General features: G+C 53.6%; 28 protein-coding genes and 2 pseudogenes. 10 read left to right on the top strand and 20 right to left on the bottom strand.

The features are described from left to right. Positions 1-6 precede the first annotated feature (6 nt). The 14 genes from Q0Z69_RS11440 to Q0Z69_RS11375 all read right to left on the bottom strand — a co-directional run bounded on the left by Q0Z69_RS11440 (position 7) and on the right by Q0Z69_RS11375 (position 12,220). On the bottom strand, positions 7-801 hold the full coding sequence (locus tag Q0Z69_RS11440) for an HpcH/HpaI aldolase/citrate lyase family protein (RefSeq protein ID WP_298033540.1): 795 nt from the start codon (positions 799-801) through the stop codon (positions 7-9). Positions 802-843: 42 nt separating this feature from the next. Then, a complete protein-coding gene (locus tag Q0Z69_RS11435; RefSeq protein WP_298033538.1) occupies positions 844-2,007 on the bottom strand; it encodes a UxaA family hydrolase in 1,164 nt (387 codons plus the stop codon). A 15-nt stretch (positions 2,008-2,022) separates the two neighbouring features. Further along, the gene (locus Q0Z69_RS11430) at positions 2,023-2,313 is read right to left on the bottom strand and encodes a UxaA family hydrolase (RefSeq protein WP_298033536.1); all 291 of its coding nucleotides are present in this window, start codon (positions 2,311-2,313) and stop codon (positions 2,023-2,025) included. Between the two features lie 24 nt (positions 2,314-2,337). Continuing rightward, the gene (locus tag Q0Z69_RS11425) at positions 2,338-3,648 is read right to left on the bottom strand and encodes a lactate racemase domain-containing protein (RefSeq protein WP_298033533.1); all 1,311 of its coding nucleotides are present in this window, start codon (positions 3,646-3,648) and stop codon (positions 2,338-2,340) included. Between the two features lie 42 nt (positions 3,649-3,690). Then, on the bottom strand, positions 3,691-4,698 hold the full coding sequence (locus tag Q0Z69_RS11420; RefSeq protein WP_298033530.1) for a PdxA family protein: 1,008 nt from the start codon (positions 4,696-4,698) through the stop codon (positions 3,691-3,693). A gap of 144 nt (positions 4,699-4,842) precedes the next feature. After that, on the bottom strand, positions 4,843-5,286 hold the full coding sequence (gene fabZ, locus Q0Z69_RS11415) for a 3-hydroxyacyl-ACP dehydratase FabZ (RefSeq protein WP_298033527.1): 444 nt from the start codon (positions 5,284-5,286) through the stop codon (positions 4,843-4,845). A 59-nt stretch (positions 5,287-5,345) separates the two neighbouring features. Then, positions 5,346-5,984, bottom strand: coding sequence for a hypothetical protein (locus Q0Z69_RS11410; protein WP_298033524.1), 639 nt, complete (start codon positions 5,982-5,984; stop codon positions 5,346-5,348). 15 nt (positions 5,985-5,999) lie between these two features. Next, positions 6,000-6,719 carry a DUF362 domain-containing protein gene (locus tag Q0Z69_RS11405; RefSeq protein ID WP_298033521.1) on the bottom strand — a complete coding sequence of 240 codons (720 nt, stop codon included), beginning with the start codon at positions 6,717-6,719 and terminating at the stop codon, positions 6,000-6,002. A 106-nt stretch (positions 6,720-6,825) separates the two neighbouring features. Next, on the bottom strand, positions 6,826-7,584 hold the full coding sequence (locus tag Q0Z69_RS11400; RefSeq protein ID WP_298033518.1) for a glucose 1-dehydrogenase: 759 nt from the start codon (positions 7,582-7,584) through the stop codon (positions 6,826-6,828). Positions 7,585-7,675: 91 nt separating this feature from the next. After that, positions 7,676-8,305 carry a hypothetical protein gene (locus Q0Z69_RS11395; RefSeq protein ID WP_298033515.1) on the bottom strand — a complete coding sequence of 210 codons (630 nt, stop codon included), beginning with the start codon at positions 8,303-8,305 and terminating at the stop codon, positions 7,676-7,678. Further along, positions 8,286-9,020: a 4Fe-4S binding protein gene (locus Q0Z69_RS11390; RefSeq protein WP_298033513.1), complete on the bottom strand. Its 735-nt coding sequence runs from the start codon at positions 9,018-9,020 to the stop codon at positions 8,286-8,288. The genes Q0Z69_RS11395 and Q0Z69_RS11390 overlap by 20 nt, the downstream gene beginning before the upstream one ends. A 19-nt stretch (positions 9,021-9,039) precedes the next feature. Beyond that, on the bottom strand, positions 9,040-10,545 hold the full coding sequence (locus Q0Z69_RS11385) for a tripartite tricarboxylate transporter permease (RefSeq protein WP_298033509.1): 1,506 nt from the start codon (positions 10,543-10,545) through the stop codon (positions 9,040-9,042). Positions 10,546-10,562: 17 nt separating this feature from the next. Further along, entirely contained in the window at positions 10,563-11,018 is a 456-nt protein-coding gene (locus Q0Z69_RS11380; protein WP_298033506.1) for a tripartite tricarboxylate transporter TctB family protein, read from the bottom strand. Positions 11,019-11,176: 158 nt separating this feature from the next. Then, on the bottom strand, positions 11,177-12,220 hold the full coding sequence (locus Q0Z69_RS11375) for a tripartite tricarboxylate transporter substrate binding protein (RefSeq protein ID WP_298033505.1): 1,044 nt from the start codon (positions 12,218-12,220) through the stop codon (positions 11,177-11,179). A gap of 497 nt (positions 12,221-12,717) precedes the next feature. On the opposite strand from Q0Z69_RS11375, the gene Q0Z69_RS11370 reads away from it, so the two are divergent. Together Q0Z69_RS11370 and Q0Z69_RS11365 are read left to right on the top strand one after the other, a co-directional pair. Further along, positions 12,718-13,488: a GntR family transcriptional regulator gene (locus tag Q0Z69_RS11370; protein ID WP_367272309.1), complete on the top strand. Its 771-nt coding sequence runs from the start codon at positions 12,718-12,720 to the stop codon at positions 13,486-13,488. Between the two features lie 61 nt (positions 13,489-13,549). Beyond that, positions 13,550-14,497 carry an AEC family transporter gene (locus Q0Z69_RS11365; RefSeq protein WP_298033502.1) on the top strand — a complete coding sequence of 316 codons (948 nt, stop codon included), beginning with the start codon at positions 13,550-13,552 and terminating at the stop codon, positions 14,495-14,497. A gap of 551 nt (positions 14,498-15,048) precedes the next feature. Here the strand turns inward: Q0Z69_RS11365 and Q0Z69_RS11360 are convergent. From Q0Z69_RS11360 to Q0Z69_RS11340, 6 genes and pseudogenes are all read right to left on the bottom strand, one after another. Next, positions 15,049-15,315 carry a hypothetical protein gene (locus Q0Z69_RS11360; RefSeq protein WP_298033500.1) on the bottom strand — a complete coding sequence of 89 codons (267 nt, stop codon included), beginning with the start codon at positions 15,313-15,315 and terminating at the stop codon, positions 15,049-15,051. Beyond that, positions 15,308-15,703: a molybdenum cofactor guanylyltransferase gene (locus Q0Z69_RS11355; RefSeq protein ID WP_367272308.1), complete on the bottom strand. Its 396-nt coding sequence runs from the start codon at positions 15,701-15,703 to the stop codon at positions 15,308-15,310. The genes Q0Z69_RS11360 and Q0Z69_RS11355 overlap by 8 nt, the downstream gene beginning before the upstream one ends. Continuing rightward, positions 15,700-16,065: a molybdenum cofactor guanylyltransferase gene (locus Q0Z69_RS16900; protein WP_367272307.1), complete on the bottom strand. Its 366-nt coding sequence runs from the start codon at positions 16,063-16,065 to the stop codon at positions 15,700-15,702. Before Q0Z69_RS16900 ends, Q0Z69_RS11355 begins: the two co-directional genes overlap by 4 nt. A gap of 40 nt (positions 16,066-16,105) precedes the next feature. Next, the gene (locus tag Q0Z69_RS11350) at positions 16,106-16,414 is read right to left on the bottom strand and encodes a hypothetical protein (protein WP_298033498.1); all 309 of its coding nucleotides are present in this window, start codon (positions 16,412-16,414) and stop codon (positions 16,106-16,108) included. Positions 16,415-16,518: 104 nt separating this feature from the next. Then, positions 16,519-17,721: pseudogene (locus Q0Z69_RS11345) on the bottom strand (recombinase family protein). An 87-nt stretch (positions 17,722-17,808) separates the two neighbouring features. Continuing rightward, on the bottom strand, positions 17,809-17,994 hold the full coding sequence (locus Q0Z69_RS11340) for a hypothetical protein (protein ID WP_298033496.1): 186 nt from the start codon (positions 17,992-17,994) through the stop codon (positions 17,809-17,811). A gap of 386 nt (positions 17,995-18,380) precedes the next feature. Between Q0Z69_RS11340 and Q0Z69_RS11335 the strand changes: the two genes are divergently transcribed. The 8 genes and pseudogenes from Q0Z69_RS11335 to Q0Z69_RS11300 all read left to right on the top strand — a co-directional run. Beyond that, positions 18,381-18,719 (top strand): NAD(P)-dependent oxidoreductase, encoded by a 339-nt coding sequence (locus tag Q0Z69_RS11335; RefSeq protein ID WP_298033569.1) that lies wholly within the window; start codon positions 18,381-18,383, stop codon positions 18,717-18,719. Between the two features lie 11 nt (positions 18,720-18,730). After that, positions 18,731-19,006 (top strand): NAD(P)-dependent oxidoreductase, encoded by a 276-nt coding sequence (locus Q0Z69_RS11330; RefSeq protein WP_298033494.1) that lies wholly within the window; start codon positions 18,731-18,733, stop codon positions 19,004-19,006. A 989-nt stretch (positions 19,007-19,995) separates the two neighbouring features. Continuing rightward, positions 19,996-20,229 (top strand): hypothetical protein, encoded by a 234-nt coding sequence (locus Q0Z69_RS11325; RefSeq protein WP_298033492.1) that lies wholly within the window; start codon positions 19,996-19,998, stop codon positions 20,227-20,229. A gap of 21 nt (positions 20,230-20,250) precedes the next feature. Further along, positions 20,251-20,616, top strand: a complete 366-nt coding sequence (locus Q0Z69_RS11320; protein ID WP_298033489.1) for a hypothetical protein — start codon at positions 20,251-20,253, stop codon at positions 20,614-20,616. Between the two features lie 2 nt (positions 20,617-20,618). After that, positions 20,619-20,945, top strand: a complete 327-nt coding sequence (locus Q0Z69_RS11315; protein ID WP_298033487.1) for a hypothetical protein — start codon at positions 20,619-20,621, stop codon at positions 20,943-20,945. 78 nt (positions 20,946-21,023) lie between these two features. After that, positions 21,024-21,641, top strand: a complete 618-nt coding sequence (locus Q0Z69_RS11310; RefSeq protein WP_298033484.1) for a hypothetical protein — start codon at positions 21,024-21,026, stop codon at positions 21,639-21,641. Next, entirely contained in the window at positions 21,641-21,781 is a 141-nt protein-coding gene (locus Q0Z69_RS11305; protein WP_298033481.1) for a hypothetical protein, read from the top strand. The genes Q0Z69_RS11310 and Q0Z69_RS11305 overlap by 1 nt, the downstream gene beginning before the upstream one ends. 341 nt (positions 21,782-22,122) lie before the next feature. Then, positions 22,123-22,376: pseudogene (locus tag Q0Z69_RS11300) on the top strand (hypothetical protein); the annotation flags it as partial.

Raw genomic sequence — 22,376 nt, 5'->3', positions numbered from 1 at the left:
CCAATTTTAAACTTCTTCCGCATATGCCGCAACGTCAGCTCTTGCGGCATTTTGGAAGATGGCCGTGTCACAGGAGTAGCCCAGGAAGCGGACGCCCATGGCCCGCAGGTGCTTGGCGGACTGTACCGTATCTGCGAAGCAGCCGACCTTTACGCCCTTGGAACTGGCTCGCTGGCAGATATCCTGGATGCACTCCATGACCTTGGGATGGTCGATCTGGCCGATGACGCCCAGAGAACTGGACAAGTCATAGGGGCCGACAAATACAATGTCGATGCCCTCCACGTCCAAGATCTCGTCCAAATTCTCAACGGCCTTCTTGCCCTCGGCCTGCACGATCACCACGGTGTCCTGGGCCTTTTGGAAATACTCGGATCCAGGAACGCCGCCGAAGCAGGCGGAGCGGACGAACCGGCAGGTGCCCCGGGTCCCGAGAGGGGCGAACTTGGCGGCGGACACCGCTGCCCGAGCCTGCTCGGCAGTGTCGATCTGGGGAATCATCAAACCGCCGGCACCCACATCCAAAGCTTGATCGATCCAAATATCACTGCCGCGGGGCACACGCACCACAGGCATCACACCCGCCACATTGGCGGCCCGGATCAGATTTGGAAGGGTCTGGAAGGTCGTGGTGCCGTGTTCCATATCCAACAGCACAAAATCATACCCGGCATACCCGGCGCTTTCCACCATCGCAGGGTCGGTGGCGATCATAAAGGGGCCAAAGACGCCCTTTTCGGTATTCAGCCCATCTCTGAAGCGCTTGACAGCGTCCATTGAGGGCATATTGACCTTATTCATATTGAAATCTCACGCTCCATCATTAAATTGCTGAAAAAGGGATCATACGTAGTTGCAGACACGGGCGATGGCCATTTCGGTGAAGCCCAGCGCCTCAGCCTTGGTCAGCTTGCCGCAGGCAGTCTTGCGGACCATTTCATACAGCTGGCCGCCCAGCTCCTCCAGGGTCTTGCTGCCGTAGATCAGGGGGGACGCGTCCAGATCGATGTTATCCTCCATTTTGGCGAAAGTCAGCTTGTTGCCCGTGATCTTGATGACTGGCACGATGGGATTGCCGGTGGGGGAGCCACGGCCGCTGGAAAACACCACTACCTGGGCGCCGCCCGCCGCCATAGCCGCAACAGAGGAGGGATCGTTGCCCGGGGTGTCCATAATGACCAGACCCTGCCCGGCCTCCACCTGCTTGGCGTAGTCATACACGGCGCAGATGGGGCTGTGGCCGCCCTTATGGATGCAGCCCAGGGATTTTTCCTCCAGCGTGGTGATGCCGCCGGCCTTGTTGCCGGGAGAGGGATTGCCCTCGCGGACCTCCTCGCCCACCAGCCGCAGAGCGGCCTCATAGCGGTGGACGATCTCAAAGATGCGGTCGTGGACCTCCGGTGTGGCGGCCCGGCGGGCCAGGATATGCTCCGCACCGATGAACTCCGTGGTCTCGGACAGAATGGAGGTGCCGCCGTCGGCCACAATGCGGTCGCTCATCTCGCCGATGACGGGATTGGCGGCCAGACCGCTGGTGGGGTCGGAGCCGCCGCACTCGGTGCCGATGATCAGCTCCGACATGGGGAATTCCTCCTTCTGAAGCATAGAGGCCTCCGCCGCCAGCTCCTTGGCATAGCGCACGGCGATATCCACAGCCTTCAGTGTACCGCCCACTTCCTGGATGATGACCTGCTTCAGGGGTTTGTTGGTACGCTCCTGGATGGCTTTGACCACCAGGTCCATCTGGCAGTTCTCACAGCCCAGGGACACCACCACGGTGCCGTAGACGTTGGGATTGGCGGCATAGCCAGCCATTACGTCCATGGTCAGCTGCTGGTCGGAGGCCACCTGAGAGCAGCCCTGCTGGTTGCTGAAGGTCACAGTCCCCGCCACCTGCTGGGCCACGATCCGGGTCGTATCGGAGGCGCAGACGCTGGCGGGCAGGATCAGCACATGGTTCCGTACGCCGACACGGCCGTCTGGACGGCGATATCCGTAAAAAGTCATGGCCTTTTTCCTCCCTTACTCTTTCGCTTCCAGATCCTCCCGGCGGCCCTCCACGTTGTGGACGTGGACGTGTTCGCCGGCCTTGATATCACAGGAAGCAACACCGATATGTTCGCCGTACTTGACAACAGGCTCACCTTTGGCAATGTCCCGAGCCGCCAGCTTGTGGTAGATGGTGATATCCTCCAGCACCGGAAGAGATATTTCCTTGCCTTCTCGCATATACACGGCAATGGAGCCCTTGGGGATCTCCTCAATGGCAACGCAGACGTTATCCTTGCTGTCGATCATCATTGCATTTTTCATAATGCTCTCCTCCGTGAATCGCTGTTACCAAAGATTCCCCTCTTCGTCGAAGGACCATGGTTCCGGCTCGCCCTCCAACTCCATATGAGGATTCTGCCGGACCTCATCCGCCAGGGCCTCGGACACCCAGATGTGTTCTAGCGCCAGGCTGTTTTCGATGCGGACGATCCGGGGATGCTCCTTGTCGATCATGTTGCAGATGCGCAGGGCCAACTGAATGGCGTGGGCGTCGCTGTGGGTAAAAATAGGGATCTTCACCAGGTTGACCAGAGTCGAGGTCACAGCGTTGGGATATGTGGTGTCCACATCGATCTTATCCACCAGCCGTTTGGTGGTCACATCCGCCGCGCCAAGGCCGTTCATGTTTCCATGGGTCTCATCCGTCAGGTCCAGAACCACTGTGCGCTGTGCCTGGATGGGACCCGGCTCCTGGCCTTTTGTACGTCCCGGACTGCCAAAGGTGCCGGTGACGTTGGGATCCATTCCATCTCCTGAGATGTTTTTTCCCAGCCGGTCTACCACCAGAACATCCGCCTTCTCGATCCAGAGACGGCCCATCCTTTCGTTGGCCTCCCGCAGCAGCAGAGGCTCCTGCTCCCAGATCTCTCCGGCGTCCAGCGCGGCGATCTTGCAGGTCTGCTCATAGGCGTTTTCCAGGATCCCAACCCCTGCCACGATATTGGTGTTGTCAAAGATCACCCGGGCAAACTGGGGCATCACTCTGCCCATATTCTGGAAGCCGGATTCATGGACGCTCTCCGCACCGTGCTGTTTGCCCATACCGATGACCGCCATTTTCATCAATCCGCTCTCATAGGCGCCCCGGAATGAGGTGTGCGCTTTGATCCGGCCGCAGAGGATGACGCCATCCGCCTCATGGGCATAGCGGTCCTGATAAACAGGGCTGCCCTCCACTGTATCGCCCAGATATACGGTCTCCATGGTGGCCCGGATGGGACAGCCCATGGTCTCCTCCGTCACGTGGTAGCTCTTTAAAATATCCAACTGTCCCTGGGCGGTAGCCCCGCCGTGGCTGCCCATGGCGGGAAAGATGAAAGGCTCCGCACCCTGCGCCTTGACAAAATCCACGATCGCTTTGATGATTATAGCGATATTGGAGATCCCGCGGCTGCCGCAGGTGATCGCGATGGACATGCCTGGCTTGATATTTCGCTTGATGGCGTCACGCTCCAGCTGCGCCGCAACGGCGGCGGGGATCTCGGCGGGTTCCATATGGGTCTGATCGAAGATCTGCCGTACGCGTATCATTTTAGGCAGTGTGATGGTATCGCAAAGCTGTTCTACAACGCTATTTTTACTGCTTTCCAAAGCCATAGGACCGCTTCCTTTCTATTTGATATAAAACCCGGACGGCTTTTACGTTTTCGCACGTTTGGCCACCGCCATTTTGGAGGCCGCTTTGACAGCCCGTTCAAAGGAGTCCGTCGCGGCGAAGCCGCCCACCTTATCAAAGGCGGTTCCGTGGGCGCAGGTGGTGATGGGGTAAGGCTGCCCGCCGGCGATGGTAATGCAGCGCTTGAAGCCCACCAGCTTCAGGGCAATTTGCCCCTGGTCGTGATACATGGTGACCACTACGTCAAAGTTGCCCTCCAAGGCGCTGATAAACAAAGTGTCCGCGGGGTAGGGGCCGGAAACATTCCAACCGGTCTCCTGCACTACCTTTTTGATCACAGGCTGGAGCAGATCGACCTCTTCCCGGCCGCAGAGGCCCACTTCACCGCCATGGGGATTCACCGCCGCTACGGCGATGCGGGGGCGGATGCCGAAGCTCTCACCGGTGATCTCGCCCATTGTAATGGCGTCCCGAACGGTCTCTTCTGTCAGGTTGGCGCAGACCTCATTGAGGGGAATGTGACTGGTGGCCCGAACGGTCATCAGGTCATCCATCATATTGACCTCGCAGAAAGGGGTCGTCACACCAAAGGCGTGGGCCAAATAGGTGTGCTCGCTCTCATCCTTCAGTCCGGCCAGCTTCATAGCGCCCTTGTGGAGAGGACCGAATATGAATCCCTCGATCTTTCCCTGCTTGCACAGGTCAATGGCGGTATCCAACTGTGCCAGGTCGCTGGCCCCGCAGTATTCCGTGACCTTTCCGTAAGAAACCTGTTCAGGGTCCTGGTTTTTCAGATCCAGGACGGGATAGCCCTTCGTCCAGTCACACTGGCTCACATCGTCGATGGTATAATAGGGGACCTCTCCGCCCACTACCTTGAGTCCATGGGCAAACATCCGGACATCCCCGATGATGATGGGACGGCAATAATCGGCATAGTAGTCAGCAACCGCCAGCTTTGCTACCAGTTCAGGACCCACACCAGCGGAATTTCCCAGCATAACGCCTAAAATCGGCAATTCCTTTGCCATAATATCCTCCTTTTCTATCTGCGTATGGCGCAAAATCACTTCGTTTTTCCGTCAGGCCGCCAGCAAGGCGGGAAAAGATATTAAAAATATTTTGAAAAGGCGGCGGCTTTCCCGGCGAGGACATCCGCCGCTTTTTCTCACAGTTCAGCGCATGGCGATAGTGACCTCGGACTCCGCGGCCAATTCTCCCGCCGTATAGACCTTGCAGCGGCAGGTGGCAATGGCTTTTTCCTCCCGTTCACGGAGCATCTCCGCATGTATCTCCAGAGTATCTCCCGGGAGTATCTTTTTTCGGAATTTCACCTGGTCGATCCCAAGAAACAGAGGAATTTTCCCTGCGTAGGCGGGCTTCGTCATAAAGACCAGATCCGTTGCCTGGGCAGTGGCTTCCACAGTGTATACACCGGGAAGGACAGGATCATTGGGGAAATGCCCCTTGAAGATCTCCCGCGCGGGGTCGACCCAGAAAGAGGCGACCGCCCGCTGTCCGGGCACCAGCTCACTGACGGTATCGATGAGCAGCATAGGGTCCCGATGGGGAATGATCGCCATGACCTGTTCACGGTTCAATGTCATGATCTCTGCCATTTTGATCCCCCTTCTCACTCCTGCGGGCGTTGCCTTGGAGGGGCTCCCGCTTCTTTTTCTCAGCTGGCTATTTCAGCCAGGATCTCCGCGGCGCGCTTCCAGTTGAAAATACCGCAGGTGCAGGTTTTGGCCAGCTCTTTGCCGCCCTCCTCGCAGGTCATTCTTCCTTTTTTGATCTTGTCGGCCACATCCTGGATACGGCCCACAGAGACCATACCGTGTCCGCACATGGTGTTGATCTCCATGATGGGCTCTGCCGGCAGGCCGGAGGTATTTCCCCAAATACCCAGGGAATATTCAACGGTGTGCATGTGCAGTCCGCTCTTCTGGCAGCACTCGCCAAGCATATCGAAGAGTCCCGAGACAACCACGCTCATTCCCAGGTCCGCTTCCTTCAAAGCTTGCATCATGGCGATGGCCTTTTCCTGATCGTCAAAGACGCAGTGGACAGTAGCGCCGCTGGTGGTAGAATCAAGGATCTGCTGCACGCCGCCCAAGGTGTGGAGATTGCCGGTAGAAGCGTTTCCGATGCAGATGCAGCCCTGTTCCAGGCCGATCTCCATAAAGCGGCGGAGCTTAGCACCCACCTCTTCCATAGGGATATCCTGATCGTTGTATCTATGAGCCGGCAGGGCCAGGAAAACAATGTCCTTTTTCAGGCTCTCCACGCTGCCTCTGCGATGTAAAGTGTGTGACATGTCGATTTTCCCCCTTTAAAACTGATAAGCAGGCTTGCCAAGCCCCAGATTGACCTTGCCGTTGGGACGCGCGCTCATGCCGGCCTTATCCAAAATCTCCAAGACCTTCTGATTCTGTCCATCCTGCGTTACGCTGCACACATCCAGGCTGAACAGGGTGTCTGTCTTTTCCGCCGCCTGCTTGCACAGCTCCAGGACGCGGGGCAGATCCTCCAGCTTTACGGGGAATTCCAGGATGGCAGAATAAACCCGCTCGTCCAAGATGTCATCTTGGAAATATCCGGTCTTGTTGTCCTTCATCAGGGCGGTAATGGGATTGCAGGGCTCGAATTCCACGATGCCGCTGGCGGCCAGCGCCACAGACACCTCTTGCACCTGACGGAAGGTGCAGGCAGCGATCGGGCGGCCCATCTCAACGGCCACGCCGACCCAGCCGGGACGGAACCGGCCTGTCACGTCGTTGGTCTTCATTTCCTCGGTACCCCGGCCGCTGACGCCGGTGCCTTCATAGACCGTGAACACGTCGCTCATCACCGAGCGGACCCCTCTGGGCCAGCTCAGCTCATCCTGAACGATCGCATTTTTGCGGCATACGCCGCTGCGGCGGCAGCAGCTGCATTCTACGCAGGCGTCCGCGTCGATATGGGCCTTACGGTCCTCTAAATGGATAGCGCCGACCGGGCAATACGGCACGCACATGCCGCAGCCTACACAGAGTTCCTGATTAATTTTCATAGAAACCCACTCCTTTTGATTCGTATTCTTCTTTTACAAAATGTGTGGCCCAAAACAACTGAGGCGGCTGTGACCGCAGCCCTTTTCCTCAGATCGATTTCCGCCCTTACCGGGTCAAGTAACCGCCGTCAATAGGCATGACGATCCCGTTGACATAGTCGGAGGCATCGGAGGCCAGCAGCAGAACTGGGCCCACCAGGTCATCCGGCGTTCCCCAACGCTCCAAAGGTATTTTTTTGAGAATATCCTGATAGCTCTTCTCATCCTGCTGAAGCGCCTGTGTCATGTCGGTTCGGATGTATCCGGGAGCGATGGCGTTGACACGAATGCCCCGGCTGCCCCACTCGTTGGCAAAAGCCTTCGTGATCTGGGCGATGGCGCCCTTGGAGGCGACATAAGCGCCTACCCGTTGTGCTGCAACAAAGCTGTTCATAGAGGCCAGGTTGATGATTTTCCCATAGCCGTGCTCCAGCATTACGCGGCCTACCAGCTGCGTGCAGTACACCGCGGCATTCAGGTTGATATTGATGACCTTGTCCCATTCCTCCATGGGAAATTCGTCCAGATAGTAACGGCGGTTGATCCCTGCCGCGTTGATCAGAATGTCGATCCGGCCATCCATCAGTTCCAGCGTTTTCTGGACGGCCTTTTGGATGTCCTCACGCTTTTCCACATTGCACTGGACCGCGTGGACCGCGGCTCCCACGCCGTTCCGCAGCTCCTGCGCAACGATCTCGCCATCTGTGCTGTTATAAAAAATAGTGACTTCCGCACCGGCGTCGTGAAGCGCCTGAGCCAGCCGCCGGCCGATCCCACGGCTGCCGCCGGTGACAAGCGCTCGTTTTCCAATCAGGTCAATCGTCATAAGCTCCATCTCCAATCAAACATTGCATTTTCCAGATCAACAGGAAAGGGAACAAAGCGGCAAATCTGTCATCCGCCGCTTTTCCTTTTTTTCAGGCGTTGTCGGCCATGGCCTGGAAGAGCTTCGCCCCTCTGACCGGGTTGAAAGCGCCGCAGATGCACAGCTTACAGATCTCTTGGGAGGCATGCTCGGCAGTCTCCAGCCCCTTGTGGATCCGTTCCACATGGTACAGCACCAGATCTCCGGTAATCATGCCGTGTCCGCACATGGTGGTGATTTCCCGTTCCTTCTCGCCGGCCATCTTCTCCGTTTTTCCAAATGTACCAAGCGACAGGTTGACGGTATGTACCTTCAGTCCCACCTGGTCGCAGCACTCCTTGACCTGATCCATCAGGCCGGAGACCACAACGCTCAGACCCAGGTCCTCCTTTTTCAGAGCACCAAGAAAACCAATGAGGTTTTTTGGATCGTCAAATACCGCCAGGCACACGCAGCCGTCATTGGTCTTCTCTATAATGGTATCATAATCGAAAGCAGCCAGGGAACCGGTGTTCTTGTTTTCGCCGATGTTGACGGGATGAAACTGGCGGGCCAGCTCAAAATACCGCTGGAACTTAGGGCCGGACCCCTCTTTGTTCAGCCCCTGGGAAGACATGCACAAAACAACATAATCGCCCTTCAGACTTTCGACAGAGCCTTCTCTATGCAGTGTATGAGACATCTTTTTCCCTCCTTGAGTCCAAGTGGCCCAGACCCACGTTGTTTTTTGCGTTGGGGCGGTACCAGATGCCGGCTTCATCCAAAATGGTTCGGGCGTCATTGGAACCGTCCTCATTGTTGACGCAGACCACATCCAGGCTGAACACGGTGTCCAGCTGATCGGCGGCAGCAATGATCGCTTCCACATTTTCTCGCAGCCGCTCGATGGGTACGGTGACTTCGATGATGCCGGAGATGACCCGCTCATCCAATATCTCAGGGTTCACCTTTCCGGTCGCCTTATCCACGATATAGCTGGTAATGGGATTGCACTCCTCAAACTCAGCGCCATGAGCGGCAACGACCATAGCGATTTTCTCCAGATCCCGCATGGTGGTGGAGACCTGGGGTCTGCCCAGCTCCACGGCGATACCGGCAAAGCCTTTTTTAAACCGGCCTGTCACATCGTTGGTTTTCATTTCCTCCGTGCCCCGGCCGTTGACGCCCCGGTACACGGTAGTCACATCGCTCATCTGAGAACGGACCTGACGGGGCCATTCCAAGGCGGGCTTGACCAGTGCCTGCTTTGGGCAGATATTCGCCCGCTGGCAGTTGGCACACTCTGTGCACAGATCCTGGTCGATCACCGCTTTTCGGTTTTCAAGGCGGATGGCCCTCACGGGGCAGTAGACCCGGCACCGGCCGCAGCCAATGCACAATTTCTGATCAACGATCATTGTTTTTCTCCTTTATCGTTCAGACTTTCTTCTGACGGCCCTTGACCCGCTTGACGATCTGGGGCGCGACCATCAGCGCGATGGTCACAAGCAGGAGAACAATGGTAATGGGCTTTGTCCAGAACAGAGAGGCGCTGCCGCCATTGACCTGGAAAGACCGATACAGATTTTTTTCGATGGTGGGGGACAGCACAAAGGCCAAAAGCATGGGGGAAGTGGGATATTCATACTTGTTCATGAAGTAGCCGATCACGCCGCCAAGCAGCATCACATAGATGTTGGTCATCTCGTTGGAGGCGGCGAAAGCGCCGATGAAGCACAGCACCACCACGACGGGGGAGATGAGCTTTGAGGGAACGCTGATCAGCTTCACCAGCATGGGAATGGCCAGCATGGCGATCAGCAGGCACAGGACATTGCCCACATACATACTGGAGATCAGGCCCCAGCAGAAATCACTCTGTTCTGTGAACAGCTGGGGACCAGGTGTCAGGCCCCACATCATCAGGCCGCTGAGGAGCACCGCTGCAGTACCGGAGCCCGGAATTCCCAGAGCCAGCAGGGGAGCAAACGCACCGGCGGCGGCAGCGTTGTTGGACGCTTCAGAGGCCGCTACGCCCTCGGGGATACCGGTTCCGAATTCCTCGCCGCGCTTGCTGAGCTTTTTATTCATGATATAGCAGAGGAAGGCGGAAATAGTGGCGCCGGAACCGGGCAGAATGCCCACGATGGTTCCCACAACGCCGGAACGGGCAATGGACGGCGCGCATTCCTTGGCCTCTTTCTTGGTGATGATGGCGTCTTTCAGGCGCAGGCGCTTCCCCTTCAGTTCAGAGGTATCAGTTTCCTTCTGGCTGAAGAGCTGCATGACCTGAGAAAAGCCAAAAACGCCGATGACCAGGGGCACCAGTTGGATGCCGGACAACAGGCTGATATTGCCGAAGGTATAGCGGGGAAGACCGGTGGTGTTGTCGATCCCGACGGTGGCGAGCATGATGCCCAGCATGGTGGCGATCATACCCTTTCTGGGAGAATCGCCCAGCAAGTAGCTGATACTGCTGAGGGAGAGCACCATGACGGCCACCATCTCGCTGGGGCCGAACATCAGGCCGATATCGGCCAGAGCGGTACCCAGGAAGGTCAGGATGAGAATGCCGATCGTACCGCCAAAAAAGGAGGCCATATTGGCGGTGAACAGCGCGGCGCCCGGCCGCCCCTTTTTCGTCAGGGGATAGCCGTCCAGAGCCGTCATGATCGCGGGAGAGTCGCCGGGGATATTCAGCAGGATGGCGCTGAACGCGCCGCCATACATATTTCCGTAGTAAATCGCCGCCAGCATAATGATCGCGGAGGTGGCGTTCATCTTAAAGGTCAGCGGCAGCAGCAGCGCGCAGCCCAGCAGAGAGCCGATGCCGGGCATAGCGCCCACCAGGATGCCCATGATGCCGCCGAAAATTGCCATCAGGATGTTATAGGGCTGCAAAGCAATACCCATGCCTTGAAACAGTAAAGCGAAGTTTTCCATATTTCGTACCGCCCTTCTTAAATCAACCCCAACAGTCCCTGAGGCAGAGGCAGTTTCAGCCACAGCTTAAATACGCCATACAGGAACAGCATCACGCAAATCGTCACGACGGCGGATTTTTTCACCGAATAGCCGGAAAGAAATTTCAGCCAGCAGAACAGCATAAGCGTCAAGGTCAGCAGCATGCCGATCAGCTTGATACCGACCAGGATGCCAAGACCGACCGCAACAGGGATCATATCCTGCCAGTTGACTTCCTTAAAGGAATTCACAAAATATTCCTTGTTGATTTTATTCTTTTTTAAAATGTCCAGCAACTCAAAAATAAGCAGCAGGACCATGACTCCGGAGGCGACTGCGGGCAGCAGACCGCCTGCCAGGGATATCCCTTGCCACAGAGGCATTGTAGTCACGGCGGTGATGCACCAGTAAAGGCCCACGCCAAGTAAAACCAAATTTACAATCAAGACCATATTCGTACCTCAAATCTCATAAACGCATATTCTCGCCTCTCACAGTGAGAGATATGTGACTGTCTCTACCTTTCCACTTTCAAGAGGAGCTGCGGAAAGTGGTTTCCGCAGCTCTTCTCAATTATCATCAGACGAGGTCTTTTATGCCTTTTGAATCATTATTTGATGATGCCAAGCTCTTTCTGCACGGCATAGTAGGTGTCATACTGATCCTGCAGGAAGGTGTTCAGCTCATCGCCATACATGAAGGCGGGAATCAGGCCCTTGGCGGCCAGGTAGTCCTCAGTCCAAGCGGGATCCTCGGCGACCTTGGAGAACACGTCGACCCAATATGCCACAGCCTCTTCGCTCATTTCAGGGGGGCCGGCAATGCCGCGGAACATACGAAAGTCGATGTCATAGCCCAGGCTCTTCGCAGTGGGGACATCCTCGAAACCCGGGATGTGGTTGATGTTATCGGCGCTGAAGGAGCACAGCGTTTTCACTTCGCCGGCATTCACCTGCGCGGTAGACTCGGAGGGATTGAAGACACCGGCATCGATGTGGCCGCCCAGAAGCGCGGTCATGATATCACCGGCAGAATCATAGGTGACGTAAGTGATGTCAGCACCGCAGACGGAATTCAGCTTCAGGGCGCAGACATGGTCCTCGTTGCCGATGGAAGTGCCGCCCACGACAACCTTGCCGGGATTGGCCTTGGAATACTCGATCAGCTCATCCAAAGTCTCAAAGGTACCGGAGCGGACGCCCAGAGTTTGCTCCTCAAAGGCCAGGATGCAGATCTGAGTCACAGCATCCCACTGGCACTCGGTGTTATTGGCGATGGCACCGCCCAGCTGGCCGGGGGCATAGGTCATGAGGCACTGATTGTCGCCCTTCTTGCCATAGACATAAGAGGTTCCGACCTGGCCGCTGGCGCCGGACTGATTTTGGACAACGATATTGGCGTCGCAGTATCCGCCGTCTTTCATGACTGTGGCAATGGTGCGGGCGCAGACATCAGAGCCGCCGCCTGCAGAATAGGGGCACACGAAGTCAATGTTGCCGGAGGGGGCCCAAGCCGCGGGAGCGGGTTCCTCGGTTTTCGCGGGTTCTTCAGTTTTCGCGGGCTCCTCGGTTTTCGCGGGTTCTTTCTGCCCGCCGCAGGCAGCCAGGCTCAGCAGCATCAGCAGGGTCAAAAGCATAGCCAACGTTCTTTTCATGATGTTCCATTCCTTTCCAAATTATAAATTTCCATGTGATTTGCTGGCTCTCAACAGCAATATCACATGTGCTTCGAATACTTAAAATAATATTGTATACAATTTATTTTCTATGTATTCGAAGTAAGATCATTATATTTAATTGATTTCTTGCTGTCAAGCTTTATCATGTGAATTTCATATTTTTATAAACTTCGTCAAAATTGATGATTTATATTGTGCATTTTCCTCTTTATCCGTGTTTATTCACAAAAACATGAACATCTTACTACAAAAAAACGGCCTATAATAAAAACAATATGTTACTAATATAAACATTGTTTTTATAAAAGACATTAGACATTTAGTCTTGTGTGTGGTACAATTAAAATGTATACAAAAAATATCTATTAAGCTAGATTAGCTATTAATAAACACTGATTTTAAATGTAGTATTCAAAAATGGCTCGGATGCTCTTTGGGGTATATGTACAAGTTTTCTTAGAAATTAAATAAGTATGCCGGAGCACACAGGCCTTTTTTCCGGCAGAAAGGGTTTGAGTATTATGATAGATACAACGATTCTTATTTCCCAGGCTTTTTTTCAACAGTCCCAGGCAGAACAGAGGGAAAAAGGCTCCTCTCCCGCTAAAAGCGAGCAGGTATATCAGTATGTAAAAAACCAGATCATGCATAATCAGTTAAAGCCTGGTCAAAAGATCCTGGAGGATGAGATCGCCAGCATTTTACAGACCAGCCGGACCCCTGTGCGGGAGGCGCTGCGCAAGCTCAGCAATGAGGGATTGGTCACGATTTATCCCAAACGCCATACGGAGGTCACATATTTTACCCCTGAAATGGCGTCCAGTCTTGGTGTGATCCGTATGTCCCAGGACATTCTCTCGGGGCATTTGGCAATTTATTATGGCAGTGATGCAGAATTTGCCCGCCTCCGCAATCTGGCGGATATATGCGAGAGATACCACCAGTCCAACGATTTGTATGGCCGCATCAGTGCGGACCGGGATTTTCATCTCTACGTTACTTCTATCGGAAAGAATTATCTGCTGATGAAGTATCAGGAGGAGGTCTATTCCCGCCTGCATCTGCTTCAGCTGCAAGTGGCTTTCCATGACAGCAGCGAACCCACGAAACGGCAATCACACCATCAAAATATCATTGAAGCACTGATGAACCGGGATGATGCCGCTTATGTCCAGACAGTGGTCAACCGCTGCCAGGAGATGTACGGGCTGGATTCCAAGGTCGTAGATCTCTTTATGAAATGACCGCGGCTGATTTTGAATCATAAAAATCCGGACGATCATCCTTAGAAAGAGAGTTCATCCCATGCCAGAATTGACCATTACATTTTTCCATCAGATCTTGAAAATGTTCCTCATGCTTTTGATCGGGTTCCTGGCGGTCAAGGCGCACATCATGCCCGCTTCCTGCGGAAAGGGCTTTTCTCAGGTGATCGTGGGCGTGATCCGGCCATGCGCCATCCTCTATGCCTTTCAGGTGGAGTACACTCCAGAACGGCTCAAGGGGCTGCTGCTGGCTGTTTTTGCGGCGGTGTTGTCACATGTCGTATTTATTTTTATCACACGTTTACTTGGCAGCGGCTTATATCATTTTACCGCTGTTGAGCGGGCTTCCATGATCTATTCCAACAGTGGGAATCTTCTGATGCCGCTGGTCGCCGCCACCATGGGCCAGGAGTGGATGTTCTACTCCTGCGCCTATATGGGCGTACTTCAGATTTTCGTGTGGACCCATGGCAAAAGCATGATCTGCGAGGAACCGCAAATCGACCTGAAGAAGGCATTCTGCAATCTGAATATTTTGGCTGTGGCAGTTGGCCTGATCCTGTTCCTTCTGAAAATCCAATTTTCTGAAGACATCGGACTTGCACTAGATGGCATTGGAGACACGCTGGGAGCCGCCAGTATGCTGTCCATCGGCATTTCCGTTGCTACGATCAAGAGTATCGACGTTAAGCGGATCTTTCGTGTCCTGGCTGTTACATTGCACCGGCTGATTCTCTATCCACTCCTCATGCTGGCAATTTTCCTGCTGCTGCGGCTGGACACGCTCTTCCCCGGTGCGCATCAAATCATTATGATCAGCACACTGGGTGCGGGCGCGCCGATCGGCGTCGTCGTCAGTCAAATGGCGCAGCTGTTTGACAAGGATCCGGATTATGCCAGCTTTATGGCTGTCGTGACGATGCTGTGCAGTGTTGTCACTATGCCGGCGTTGATTTGGGCCTATGAGTGGATCACGGCGCTGGTGTGATCTTATTCCTTGATAGAGTGCTAAAACACCTTAAAGGTTTCGAGGAAACAGCGCCTTCTGTGGATAAAGGACAATATGCCTGCCGGGTTGATCTGGGCCGTTTGTCCATTATCCACTGAGGGTGCTGTATTTTAGTATCAACCATTTTCGTGACAGAGATGCAGACTGAGTAGGGAGCATTTTGCGAAATCACATGGAAACGGCGGGGCGTGTCTTTTTTGATTTCATAAGCAATATGCAAATTGCATAACGAAGTGGCGCCGTGATTTGATCCGCACAGCGAGTCGGGCCTTTCAGTTATCCGGTCTCTCTGCGCGGATGAGCTTTCCATCGCTTCGCTGAAAAAGATACAGGCATACAGAGGAGGAGACACGCAGATCACTTCGACGTTTCCATTGGCTCTGATTCTTTTCGGCAGCCGCTTTCACGCCGGGGCAGAAGTAAAGTGCAAAGTTCACTTCCGGTATTACGAACAGACTCCGCAAAAATGCCGTATTCCGCAAAATGAAAGATCGTCCTCTCAGTGCTTGCGCACCGGGAGGACGATCTTTTTATATGCGGCTGTATTTGACACCCTGGCGACGCCAACAGACCGTGCGTCTGCGTAATGATGAAATTGCCGATATTTCGGGGCTGTTGACAAAATCCTTGTTCGGCGTCCGGATGTGCCTTTGCCCGTCACAGATCACAAAAGCCTCGCCAAGACATCCAGTATTGGCTACGTTTTTTGTTTTCTCTGCCGCAAAAATCCCTACCCCGGCTATCCAAACAGACTTTGTCAACAGCCCCATTTCCTTGCTTTTTCTCTTATCACGCATTAAGTAGCGGCGCCTCCACGGCTTGAATTTTTAAAAATTCTTCCGGAGTATTGCAGTTCTGTAAAAACACTTCGGGGCCGACATAATCAAAGAACGTCCAAGCTGTACAATCAGCTAGCTTTTGTACGGAGACACCGCCGTTGGAAATGAGCTGCGCGATAACATCACATAACGATTTATCGTAGATCCCAATCAATGGCTCTATTTTACCAGCATGGCGCAATACGATAACATCTTCCGTGTGCGTTCCGCACAGATGCGACAAGACAGAGCATGGTACCAGCGGTACATCAACGCTCAGTACAAGGCATTGGGCATGTTTCGCCGCACGCAGGCAGGCATGAAGGCCGCCCAGTGGTCCGCGATCTGGAAACTTATCCGGAATCACACGCCTGCCGGGCAGTTTTCTCCGGAGAGCAGAATGTCCGCGATCCCCATAGCCCGAAACTTTTCTACCTGCCATTCCAACAAGGACCTGCCCAAAAGCGGAAGTTCTGCTTTGCTCTGTCCCATCCGGCGAGAGGCTCCTCCTGCCAACACGATCCCGCGCTCAGGTCCTGTTTTCTCCTGTCGCTCCAGAACATCCAACATGGTGACAAAGGGGCAATATTCCAGCATCAGAACACCGGGGCACTTTTCCAGGACATCCGGCAGCGGTAGTTTTCCTGCAAGCATGGTGTAAAGAGCGGATTCACGCTGCCAGCCCTCGAGAAATGCAAAATGTTTTCCACAGCAGTACGGCCTTTCCATACAACCGGATAGACCTGATTGCGCTTGCTGTAAAAAGGAATCATGATACCACCAGCTGTTTCACATCAGAGACATTGCGTTTGCTGTTGCTGTCACCAAACACTACCAGCTGAACACCGCCGTCATCCTGTACAACCCAATAGACCTGCCCTTCAGCAAAACCTTCTTGACTGGTCACCACAGCACGATACGCGTCCTCTGTAATGACAGTTACTTCTGTGTGTATGGGCACATCTGCGTATTTCAATACGTCCAGCAACAAAATACCCTGTGTGTCGACAACAAGCTCTTTCCCTCTGCCGTTGACCAGATTTCCCTGTACCGATGTCAGCAGCAACTGATTCCACACGATTTCCTTTGCTTGACTATCTACCTCAACATTCAAAAGCATCGGTGTACAAGGGGCTACAAGCGGTATAAAGAAACAAGTGGTTTGACAGAGTGGAAAAGGGGTCATATTTTCCACTCTATTTTTACATAGTTACTGGTTGCGCTGATTGAAGAAATCAGGCCGTCAGCGGCTTTCCATTTGTCCTCAAAACTGATATGCTCCCAATCGTCCAGATACCCGGACAGCAATTCAATCTGCTGGGAGGACAGCCCTTGTGGTCGGCCCTCTTGGAACAGCGCAGGTATTCATAGCCAGAGGGATTGTGGGTCGTTTTGAGTGCGTACCCACATTTCCCGCATTTGATTTTCCTGGCCAGCCAAGTGTTCCGGGCCTTGCGGCCATTCTGGAAGGTGGTGTTCGTCATCAGCTTCTTGCGGGGCAACGAAGCCACACATCCGACGGTACAAAGCCCTCATGGGGAGCTATCACAAGTATCTGGTCTTTCAGGCTCTTGTTCTTGTCCTCTTTCACATCCCGCCCCTGATAGAGATAACAGCCGTTTGTCCCGGCAAAGTCGGCGGCGGCATTGACTACTACCGCACCTTGGCTTTTGAAGAACTCGTACATTTCCAAGTCAGCCTGTGCGTAGACAGGATTGCGGAGTAGCTGGGACAAGTAAGTGCGGGTCAGAGATTTTCCATACACTTTGATACCCTGTTCCTCCAAGTATCGGGTAATGTCCCCGAAAGAAGTCTCCGGCTCGGCGTACATCTCAAACATCAGCCGTACATGGTCGGCGGCTATGGGGTCAGCCACCATCATTTTTGTGCGGATATTCTCTACCACAGTCGGCTCCAAGTCGAAGCCATAGGGGGCTTGGCCGCTCATGTGAAAGCCTTTCAGGCACCGGGAGTAATAAGCGTCCGTGACACGCTTTTGAATTGTCTCCCGTTCAAGCTGGGCGAATACGATACAGATATTCAGCATGGCCCGGCCCATGGGGGTCGAGGTATCAAACTTCTCTGTGGAGGAAACAAACTCCACATCGTATTCCTGAAACAGCCCCATCATGTTCGCAAAGTCCAGAATAGAACGGCTTATTCTGTCCAGCTTGTAAACGACTACCCGGCGCACCTTGCCTTTGCGGATCTCGCCTGGAACTCGGGCCTGTCGGTGTTCTTTCCCGAATAGCCCTTGTCCTTGAAAATTCGACAGCTACCACCTTTCAACTCATATTTGCAGAAATCAATCTGGCTCTCAATGCTGATACTGTCCTTGCGGTCTACGGATTGTCTTGCGTAAATTACATCTTCTCTGATATTCATGTTGGGCTCCTTTCCTGTGGAAATGGAGCTACCAACCTACAAGTATATGATACCATTGATAGCCCCGAGGGGCAATGTTGTCGATGGTCAGGCCGGGGTATCTCCAGCCCTTTTGTACTTACTGAACACTTCATAGAGACAGCGTTCAATCTCCTTTTTCCGCTTCTCCTTTTCCTTGGGGGAAAGTACCGGCGTGAGATTTTCCAGCACAATGCTTTTCCCCTGAAAAGGAACGGTCTTGGTTTCGCTCTGATAAGTGATGGATTGTACCATTGAAGCCTCCTTTTCAAAATGGATTGACTGCCAGCAGTTATTCCGCAACTTCCTCTGCGACTTCGATAATGACATTCTCTTTATACCACGGGTAAAAATCCCGTAAATTGATTTCCTCCATTGTGTACCTCCGTTTCGGTGTTTGGTCTGTCGGGTGGCCGAAACGAAGGGCGGCAGGGAGCGGCAACGGGTCTGGACTTCGGGCCAAGTTGGCCCGAGGCGGCTCCGTAAGAATACAAAAACGCCCGGGCGGCAGAAAACCGCTCGGGCACACGAAATTGTGTTGTCAGAATTATATAGTGATATTGTACCTGCATAATAATGTTCTGATAACCCGTTGTGCTGGCCTGAACAGCAATGCTGTGGCAGAGCTTTGCTTGACTAAAATGCTGGAAATATCTCGACATACGATTGCTGCATACAATGATGTTCGTTTAAACGACGTTTTTAACAAGTACAAATGGTATGGAACCGAGGTAACTGGTAAAATATTGGACCTAGTGGGCTTTGGCCGCATTGGCAGGCGGCTCCGTGAGTTGGCGGAACCTTTTCAGATGAATGTGTTCTGTTATGACCCCTATGTCACAGCGGAAGCTGCTGCTGGATATGGCATGAGGAAGATGGAATTGGATGATATGATTGCTCAAGCAGATTTTATTACGATTCACCTTCCTCTGACTCCAGAAACAAAAAAATGTTCACGGCAGACCGTATCGCGTAAATGAAACCAACGGGTGTGTTACTGAATATGTCTCGGGGAGGCATTGTAGATGAAGATGCCATGTATGCAGCACTTAGTGAGCATCGCGTGGGCGGCTGTGCTGCGGATGTTATGACAGCTGAGATGCAGCTAGACGGTATACCCAAAGATGTTCCGTTTACAACACTACTTATTGAGTTCGACAATTTCATTTTTACTCCGCATATTGCAGGGCTAACAATGGAAGCGGATAATGCCATCGGCCATTGTGTGGTGGAACAGGTGAAAGAATTTTTATCACTCCACGAGTGAATTTTACATATTCGGGGCAGAAAATTTTTTTCAACTTCTAATTGCACTTATAGTAGATATTTCGAGCAAACCAGAATTATTTTCCACTGAACACATATTGGGGAGAGTGCTATTAAAACTTTCGGATAAGCTCCTGCATATTTAAAAATATATCAATAAGACCGCTAAGAAGTATGTGCCGGAAGTGATCAATAGGGAGTATAACGTCCTGAAATTGATCTTTGAAACCGCTATGGATAACTAGATTTGCAGCAGAGCTCCAATGACAAAGAGTGTTAGCCTAAGTATGAGACTCGAAGAGTCAAACAGTCATATACACAGGATCAGTACGATAGTGCCTGTCAGTTTGCTCAGGGGATGGACCCGCATATGACGGCACGTCTGCTTTGACACAGCGATTTGAAGATGCTGATGAAGATTTATGACCATACCAGGACAGAGACTTTGTAAAAGGCCCTTCCTTTCTGTAAAGGTGACAAGGGATAAGGCCATAAAGGACAAGAAAACCGCTTCATAATAGAGGCGGTTTCTTTTTTTGGTTACGGTTTTAATCTCAAATTTAATTCTTGCTCAGAAACGTTATATAAATTGTGCAAGCACCGTCTGCACAAATTTCGTGTTATGGAAAATGTGATGATCAATGAGATCGACATCGTAAAAAAAGTGCTGGATGATGTGCTGGACAAGGAAAATGCATTCGTCCTGCTGTATGAGCCGGATGACGTGCTCTGAAAACGGTGGAAAAAGGATGACCTGGTTATCTATCAGGCCAATCCCGTGGCAGTCAACAACCAGGGGGCCTTTGAATCCATCAAGGATCTCCGCTCCATGGCTGTCCTCTATGAGAATAAGCGGGAGAATTTCCTCTGTAAGCACTGCAACATCATGTACAAGGGCCTGGGCGTGGAGGGCTATGTGGAGACGTCCAGAAGGTCAAGCGGTGCCGCATCGAGGAGGATCCGGCATGGTGGAAGGGGCGCCGTGTCTATGTGGGGCTGGACCTGGCCCAGACGGATGATAATACCGCCGTTTCCATGGTGACCGAGGACAACGGCAAGATCCGCGCCAAGGTCTGGGGGATCCTTCCCAAGGACCGGGTGGAGATCAAAAGTCAAAAAGAGGATGTGGACTACAAGAGACTGATCGCTGCCGGAAACTGCTTTGCCGAGGGTGAAGAGGTCATCGACTACAGATTTGTGGAGCGGCTGATTATGAGCCTGTAAGAAACGTTCGGCGTTGAGATCGTGCAGATAGGTTACGACCGTTATAACGCCACCTCCACGGTCCAGAAGCTGGAGGCTGTCGGATATGAATGCGTGGAGGTCAAGCAGCACTCCTCTGTCCTGCATCCGCCCACCAAACTGCTGCGGGAGGTGTCCCTGCTGGATAAGACCCCAGCAAACATTGCCACCAGCGTTGAGACCCGTGATGACGGTGATATTCTGGTGGAATACCGTGTTGATGAACCACTGGAGGAGGGGATTGATTACATCCGCCAGACAGAGCAGACTACGGAAGCCAAAACGACCACCCAGACGCCCGAGGACGAGAGCGTGATGTCCTGTGCCAGTAAAACCATTGAGAACTACAAGATGAAAAGGAGAATGTGAACATGAAGGGACCTTTTAACCTGAAGAAGCTGAGTGAGCGCCGCGCGGAGCTGATGGGCCAGCTGGAGAGCATGGTGCAGACCTGCGAGACGGAGACCCGCGCTTTTAGCGAGGAGGAGCAGACTACTTATGCCGGCATCCTGGGCGAGGTACGCTCTATCGACGCAACCCTGGACGCAGCCGACCAGGCTCATGCTCTGGGTAAGGTAGAGACCTGCACCGCAGCCGCCGACGAGCTGATCGACCTGCAGGAGAGCATCCCCGACAAGCTGCAGACAGGCTACATCTGGGTCATGAGCCGTGCTACCGTTCGGCCATCCGCAAGCTGAAGGACGGCGATGGAAACTATCTGCTGAACAAGGACGCCACCTACAAGTGGGGCTACAGCCTGTTTGGCCACGATGTGGATGAAACATGACCATCTTTCCTCACGGCTGACGCAGAAGGTGGAGATCCTGCGGATATCCGGGGATGCATCCGTTGGCGGCTTTGTCTGGGAAGAAAACGGGCGCTGCTGGGCGGATATAGAACTGGATGTGAAAAACAACCTGTTTTCCTCCGTCGGCATCGGTGCCCGCGGCGCCACGGTGACTATGCGGCCCCGCCTGGGGCTGGATCTGCACCACGCAATGCGATGGAACGGCCAATTCCTGTTTCTGACCTCTATAATCCTGAGTCCGAACCGGGACCGGCTGGAACTGAAGGCGGCCCTGTGTGACCCGGTGACACTGACGGCGAGGCTCCAGGCCCGGACTGAGCGAAACGAGTTGAACCGTCCTGTTGCCTCGCAGCAGCCCAGCTTCACCTTTCCCGGGATCCTGACGGAACTGTACCGGCAGAACGCCCAGGATGAGATATACAGGGCAGAGACCCTGCGGCGGGTCCTGGTGACGCCCAAGGCTGTGGCCCTGCGGTTGGGGGATCTGGTCCAGCCTGGAACCGGGGCGCCCTACACAGTGCGGCAGGCCCTGGACCTGGACCAGTGGAAAAACGAGTATGTGATCGAGCGGCAGGAGGACATCTGATGCAGAGCATTGAGATCACCGGTCTGAAAGAGCTGACCGCCGCCTTAGACGCAGCCCCCGGAGTGATCCGGGAGGGCCAGGCTGCCGGCTGGCAGAGGCCGGGGCAAAGCGCATTGAAGATGCTGTTTTGCAAAGCCTGAAAAAATTAATTTTCTGTTTGGTGTACAAAAATGTACAACTATAACTGCCGGGCAGGTATTACATGAAGCGCGCTTTTCGACCATGTTCTTAGGGGGGATTTGTTGAAAGTATTGGATATTCTGGACGCCGTCAACGCCCGGCTGGTGAAGAAATGGCCTGATCGGACAGTGTATGTGGATGTCTGCCCGTTGACTTTGCCCGGCCCTCTTTCTGGCTCGCAGTCGAGAAAAACGATTGGACTGACGCCAACCGTAAAGGAGGAACCAGTGAAAGACTTTTCACTGGTGACGGAAATACTGGGAGCGCCACGGCGCAAGACAGTAATTGAGAGGAGCATACAATGGGACTTCCTGAACTTTCTTTTTCCCTGCGGAAGGCCGCCCAAACGGTAGCGGCCCGAGTATCCGCAGGCAATGTGGCCCTGATCCTGCGGGACGCCAAGGCCAACGGCGTACACGCCATTTACCGGGAGAGCGATATCCCCTCGGAGCTGGGCGCCGCCATCAGCGCCGGCACGGATCTGCGGCACACCATCATCAGCAATCTGGATGACCCGGACAATCCCAGAAACCAGCGGATCGTATGCAAGGGCGT

Source organism: uncultured Dysosmobacter sp. (genome assembly GCF_947631165.1).
Taxonomy (GTDB): Bacteria; Bacillota; Clostridia; order Oscillospirales; family Oscillospiraceae; genus Oscillibacter.
Note: the sequence above shows the minus strand (reverse complement) of the source record. Positions and strands in the feature narration are given on the sequence as shown.